The organism is Polaromonas sp. UBA4122, assembly GCA_002381615.1.
Taxonomy (GTDB): Bacteria; Pseudomonadota; Gammaproteobacteria; order Burkholderiales; family Burkholderiaceae_C; genus Polaromonas.
The window spans coordinates 27,831-33,101 of the sequence record DFWY01000037.1; the positions used below are offsets into that span (position 1 = coordinate 27,831).

5 protein-coding genes are annotated in these 5,271 nt (G+C 60.5%); 1 reads left to right on the forward strand and 4 read right to left on the reverse strand.

What is annotated here, in order from left to right; all coding sequences use genetic code 11:
• From B3F77_RS05630 to ppsA, 3 genes are all read right to left on the reverse strand, one after another.
• Positions 1-457 (reverse strand): tetratricopeptide repeat protein (locus B3F77_RS05630; RefSeq protein ID WP_293604014.1); only part of this gene is annotated, 457 nt, incomplete at its 3' end.
• A 50-nt stretch (positions 458-507) separates the two neighbouring features.
• Positions 508-804 (reverse strand): hypothetical protein, encoded by a 297-nt coding sequence (locus B3F77_RS05635; protein ID WP_293604015.1) that lies wholly within the window; start codon positions 802-804, stop codon positions 508-510.
• 126 nt (positions 805-930) lie between these two features.
• Positions 931-3,342 carry a phosphoenolpyruvate synthase gene (gene ppsA / locus B3F77_RS05640; RefSeq protein ID WP_293604016.1) on the reverse strand — a complete coding sequence of 804 codons (2,412 nt, stop codon included), beginning with the start codon at positions 3,340-3,342 and terminating at the stop codon, positions 931-933.
• Positions 3,343-3,519: 177 nt separating this feature from the next.
• Between ppsA and ppsR the strand changes: the two genes are divergently transcribed.
• Complete coding sequence (ppsR, locus tag B3F77_RS05645; protein WP_293604017.1) at positions 3,520-4,341, forward strand: posphoenolpyruvate synthetase regulatory kinase/phosphorylase PpsR; 822 nt, start codon at positions 3,520-3,522, stop codon at positions 4,339-4,341.
• A gap of 264 nt (positions 4,342-4,605) precedes the next feature.
• On the opposite strand, the gene B3F77_RS05650 is transcribed toward ppsR, so the two are convergent.
• Positions 4,606-5,271: molybdenum ABC transporter ATP-binding protein (locus B3F77_RS05650; RefSeq protein WP_293604018.1), on the reverse strand; the 666-nt coding region annotated here is incomplete at its 5' end.

Genomic DNA, 5,271 nt, shown 5'->3' on the forward strand with positions numbered 1-5,271 from the left:
GCAGAGCTTTGTCTGTCTGGCCCAACGCCAGCCGGACCTGCGCCAGCCGGTACCAGCCATAGGGGCTCATGGGTTGCAGGGCCGTGTTCTTTTTCAGTGCCTCCACCGCTTCAGGGAACTGCCGCTGGTGAATCAGCACCAGCGCCAGGCCATACCAGGCCCTGTCCATGCGGGGGTCGCGCTCCAGGGCGCTGCGAAACGCCGGCCCGGCATCTTCATGGCGCCCGGCTTGCTGCAACAGATAGCCCAGGTTGAACCAGGCCGCCGCCGCTTGCGACCCAGAGCCCTTGATGCGGGTGAGCTGCTGCAGACTCGCGATCGCTTCTTCAAGATGATTCAGCTGTGCCTGCACATGGGCCCGGCTGGCGAGCGCATAGCGGTCCGCGGGGTTGCGCTGCAGCATTTGGTCAAACCTGAGCAGTGCGCCGGACCGGTTTCCGATAACAAGTAGCAGCATCGCCTGCATTTTCAAAAAATGGTAGGAAAAACGGTCAATTCGCGCAGGCTTCATTTGCATAGCGTCACGCCTATTTGCAGGCAGATGCTGACTTTGGCGAACGCCGCCCCGCCCCAGATAAACAGCAAAACCAAAAAAGCCACCAGAGGCAGATGGCGGTCGAGAACCACCCGCGGCGAGAGCCAGCGTGCCGCCCGCACCCAAGGCTGTCCCACCAACTGCAGCAAGCGATAAAACAGGTTACGGTCCCGCGCCGGGCCAGACAGCAAGCCAATCACCCCTTGGCCAAACAGCGCAAGCAGTGCAATTTCAGCGAGCAGTTTGACAGTGGTGACGACGGCAAGCATGGCATTTGGCAGGCATGTGGAAAACACTTGAAAAGATGCCTCCGATTGTCATCGGAGGACTTGCCAGTTGCTTACCACGCGCCCTCCAGTCACCGGGGGTTTTCCCTCGGTTGACGCCTGGCCAATTCAGTTCGCCAGACGCCTCCAGGCGTCGATCACGGTATCAGGGTTGAGCGAGATTGAGCCAATCCCCTGCTCCTTGAGCCACAGGGCAAAGTCCGGATGATCACTGGGGCCCTGGCCGCAGATACCGACATATTTACCCTGGCGTTTGCAGGCCGAAATGGCCAGGCTGAGCAGCGCTTTCACAGCCGGATCGCGTTCGTCAAAGTCTTTGGCCAGAATTTCCAGGCCCGAGTCACGGTCCAGGCCCAGTGTGAGCTGGGTCAGGTCGTTCGAGCCGATGGAGAAGCCGTCAAAGTACTCCAGGAACTGATCGGCCAGGATGGCATTGCTCGGCACTTCACACATCATGATGACACGCAGGCCCTGCTCACCGCGTTTGAGACCCTGCTGGGCCAGCAGTTCGGTCACGGACTTCGCCTGGCCCAGCGTGCGCACAAACGGCACCATGACTTCCACGTTGGTCAAGCCCATGTCGTTGCGCACGCGCTTGAGCGCCTCACATTCCATGGCAAAAGCCTCGCGGAAATCGGTGCTGATATAGCGCGCCGCGCCGCGAAAACCCAGCATTGGATTTTCTTCTTCAGGCTCGTAGCGCGAGCCGCCAATCAGCTTGCGGTATTCGTTGGACTTGAAATCTGACAGGCGGACAATCACCGGCTTGGGCCAGAAAGCTGCGGCAATGGTGGCAATGCCTTCGGCCACCTTGTCCACGTAAAAAGCACGCGGCGACGCATGGCCGCGCGCCACACTTTCCACCGCCTTTTTCAGATCGGCATCGACATTGGGGTAGTCCAGAATCGCCTTGGGGTGCACTCCGATGTTGTTGTTGATGACGAATTCCAGCCGCGCCAGGCCGACACCATGGTTGGGTATCTGGCAGAAATCAAAGGCCAGCTGCGGGTTGCCGATGTTCATCGTGATCTTGATGTCGATCGGCGGCATGTCACCGCGATGCACCTCGGTCACTTCGGTTTCCAGCAGGCCGTCGTAGATGTTGCCGGTGTCGCCTTCGGCGCAGCTGACCGTCACCAGCATGCCGGTCTTGAGCCTATCCGTCGCATTACCGCAACCCACCACCGCCGGAATGCCCAGCTCGCGCGCAATGATCGCGGCGTGGCAGGTGCGACCACCGCGGTTCGTCACGATGGCGCTGGCGCGTTTCATCACCGGCTCCCAGTTCGGGTCGGTCATGTCGGTGACCAGCACGTCTCCGGGCTGGACCTGGTCCATCTCGCTGATGTCATGCACGATGCGGACCGGGCCGGTGCCAATCTTCTGGCCAATCGCCCGGCCTTCGGCCAGCACGGTGCCGGTGCCCTTGAGCTTGTAGCGCTGCTCGGCCTTGCCCTGGGACTGGCTTTTGACGGTCTCGGGCCGCGCCTGCAGGATGTAGAGTTGGCCATCGGTGCCGTCTTTGCCCCACTCGATGTCCATCGGACAACCATAGTGCTCTTCGATAATGACGGCATAACGCGCCAGTTGAAGGACATCCTCGTCGGTCAGCGAATAGCGGTTGCGCAGCTCGGTCGGTACGTCAGTGGTTTTGACCAGCTTGGCGCCGGCTTTTTGCTCTTCAGCGGTGGTGAACTCCATCTGCAGCAGCTTGGAGCCCAGGTTGCGGCGGATGACGGCACGCTTGCCGGCCTTGAGCATTGGCTTGTGCACGTAGAACTCGTCGGGATTCACCGCGCCCTGCACCACGGTTTCGCCCAGACCATAGCTGGAGGTGATGAAGACCACGTCTTCAAAACCGCTTTCGGTGTCGATGGTGAACATCACGCCGGCCGCGCCCAAGTCGCTGCGCACCATGCGCTGCACACCAGCCGACAAGGCCACGTCGGCATGGGCAAAGCCCTTGTGCACGCGATAGCTGATGGCTCGGTCGTTGTAGAGCGATGCAAACACCTCTTTCATCTTGTGCAGCACGTCTTCAATCCCGAGCACGTTCAAAAAGGTTTCCTGCTGGCCGGCAAAGGAGGCATCGGGCAGGTCTTCGGCGGTGGCGGACGAGCGCACTGCAAAACTGGCCTGGGCCCCACCCACAGTGTTAGCGGCGCTCAGCGTAGCAAAACTGCCCCGCACGGCTTGTTCGAATTCAGGCGGGAAAGGCTGGGCCTCGACGAGCGCCCGGATGTTGCTACCGGCTTCTGCCAGTGCCCGCACGTCGTCGGTGTCCAACTTGTCCAGCACCGCATTGATTTTTTTATCCAGTCCGTCCTTGGCCAGAAACACTCGGAAGGCGTGGGCGGTTGTGGCGAAGCCGGTGGGGACCCGCACACCCTGGGGGCCGGTGGGCAGTTGCGAGATCATCTCGCCGAGGCTGGCGTTCTTGCCGCCGACGGCCTCGACGTCTGTCATCCTCAGGTTTTCAAACGGTACGACCAGGGCGGTCGGCTCAAAAAGGTTGGACATAAAAATACTCCGGGAGGTTTAAAAATCGGGACATGGCACATGCACGGCGGGCAACCTTGTTGTAGTTTGAAGGGGTCGTGGCGGGGCATGGCTGGGAAAATCTGGATAATTACCCCGATTGTAGAGGCCGCATGCCGGACCGCGGCCTTCCACCCTTTCAGCACCCTGAACAGCACCATGTCTAATCGCACCGTATTTTTCATCTCCGACGGCACCGGCATCACCGCCGAGACCTTTGGCAACGCCATCCTGGCCCAGTTCGAGTTCAAACCGCGCCATGTCCGCCTGCCGTTTATCGACAGCGTGGACAAGGCGCACCAGGCCGTTCGCCAGATCAACCACAGCGCCGAGCTGGAAGGCCAGAAGCCGATTGTTTTCACCACGCTGGTGAACATGGAGATCCTGGCGGTCATCAAAACCCACTGCAATGGCATGCTACTGGACATGTTTGGCACGTTTGTGGCTCCGCTGGAAAACGAACTCGGAATTAAATCCCACCACCGGGTCGGCCGCTTTTCGGATGCCTCCAAAAGCAAGGAATACGACAACAGGATCGAGGCGATCAATTTCTCGCTGGCCCACGACGACGGGCAGAGCAACCGGGATCTGCAAGGCTCAGACGTGATTCTGGTGGGCGTCAGCCGCAGCGGCAAAACGCCCACCTCGCTGTACCTGGCCATGCAATATGGCCTCAAAGCCGCCAACTACCCGCTGATTCCCGAGGATTTTGATCGCCGCCAGTTGCCACCGGCGCTGGTGCCGCACCGCAAGAAAATCTTTGGCCTGACGATTGCTCCGGAGCGCCTGAGCCAGATCCGCAACGAACGCCGACCCAACTCCACTTACGCCAGCCTGGCCAACTGCCGCAACGAAGTCCATGAAGCGGAAGCCATGATGCGGCGCGAAGGCATACGCTGGCTGTCCACCACCACCAAATCGATCGAAGAGATTGCCACCACCATCCTGCAGGAAGTCAGGCCGGAACGGCTGGAATACTGAAGTTCAGGCTGCAGGCGCGCTGGAGGAAAGTGCAATTGCTACACTTTTAATAGCTGTAATCGCCCGTATTCATTGGGTAAAAGTCCTATTCGATACTCAACCCGCGTAAAAATCGGTCGACGGAACGCCTCTGCGGCCATTTTCATCAATCAAAAGTGCCTCTAGCCAAATATAGACGGGCATTAGCAGCTATTTTATTGATAGCAAACCAGTTCACCGCCAGGGCGCCGCCTTCCCAAGGGCTCATCCCAGGCGCTCCCGGCGTCAGCCCAAAACCGCAACCCCTTTGACCTGGGCGTAAACCTGCCTGCCCGGCTGCAGTTGCAGCGCCTCGGCCGACTTTTGCGTGATGCGGGCCAGCAGCGTGCTGCCGCCTGCGTCCAGGCTCACCATCACCTGCCCCGGGCTGTCAGGGGACAGGCTGGTAAGGGTGACGGGGAAAATATTCAGCACGCTGGTGCCTTCCTGCCGGTGCAGTGTCAGGCTGACGTCACGCGCCTGAATGCGCACCCGCACGCGCTGCCCGAGCTGGACGGACTGGTTCAGCAAGCTGATGCGGCCGCCTGAGAAGTCGGCATAGCTGAGGTGATAGGTCGGCTCCAGCTGCGTCACCGTGGCTTCAATCAGGGCGGCGGCACTGTCGCCGTGGGCCAGCGGCAAATCCAGCCGTGTCATCAGCTCGCGGGTGAGGCCCGCCGCAGTGACACGGCCCACGTCGAGCAACACCAGGTAATGCGCCAGCCGGGCCACTTCATCAGGCGCATGGCTGACATACAGGACGGGGATATCGAGCTGGTCATGCAGCCGCTCCAGATAGGGAAGAATTTCGGCCTTGCGATGCATGTCGAGCGATGCCAGCGGCTCATCCATCAGCAACAGCCGCGGACTGGTGGCCAGCGCCCGCGCAATGGCCACGCGCTGCCGCTCGCC

What these genes read in the sequence shown, in the direction of transcription:
- B3F77_RS05635 (WP_293604015.1), bottom strand. Translation starts at nt 804, where the DNA reads ATGCTTGCCGTCGTCACCACTGTCAAACTGCTCGCTGAAATTGCACTG.
- ppsA (WP_293604016.1), bottom strand. Translation starts at nt 3,342, where the DNA reads ATGTCCAACCTTTTTGAGCCGACCGCCCTGGTCGTACCGTTTGAAAAC.
- ppsR (WP_293604017.1), top strand. Translation starts at nt 3,520, where the DNA reads ATGTCTAATCGCACCGTATTTTTCATCTCCGACGGCACCGGCATCACC.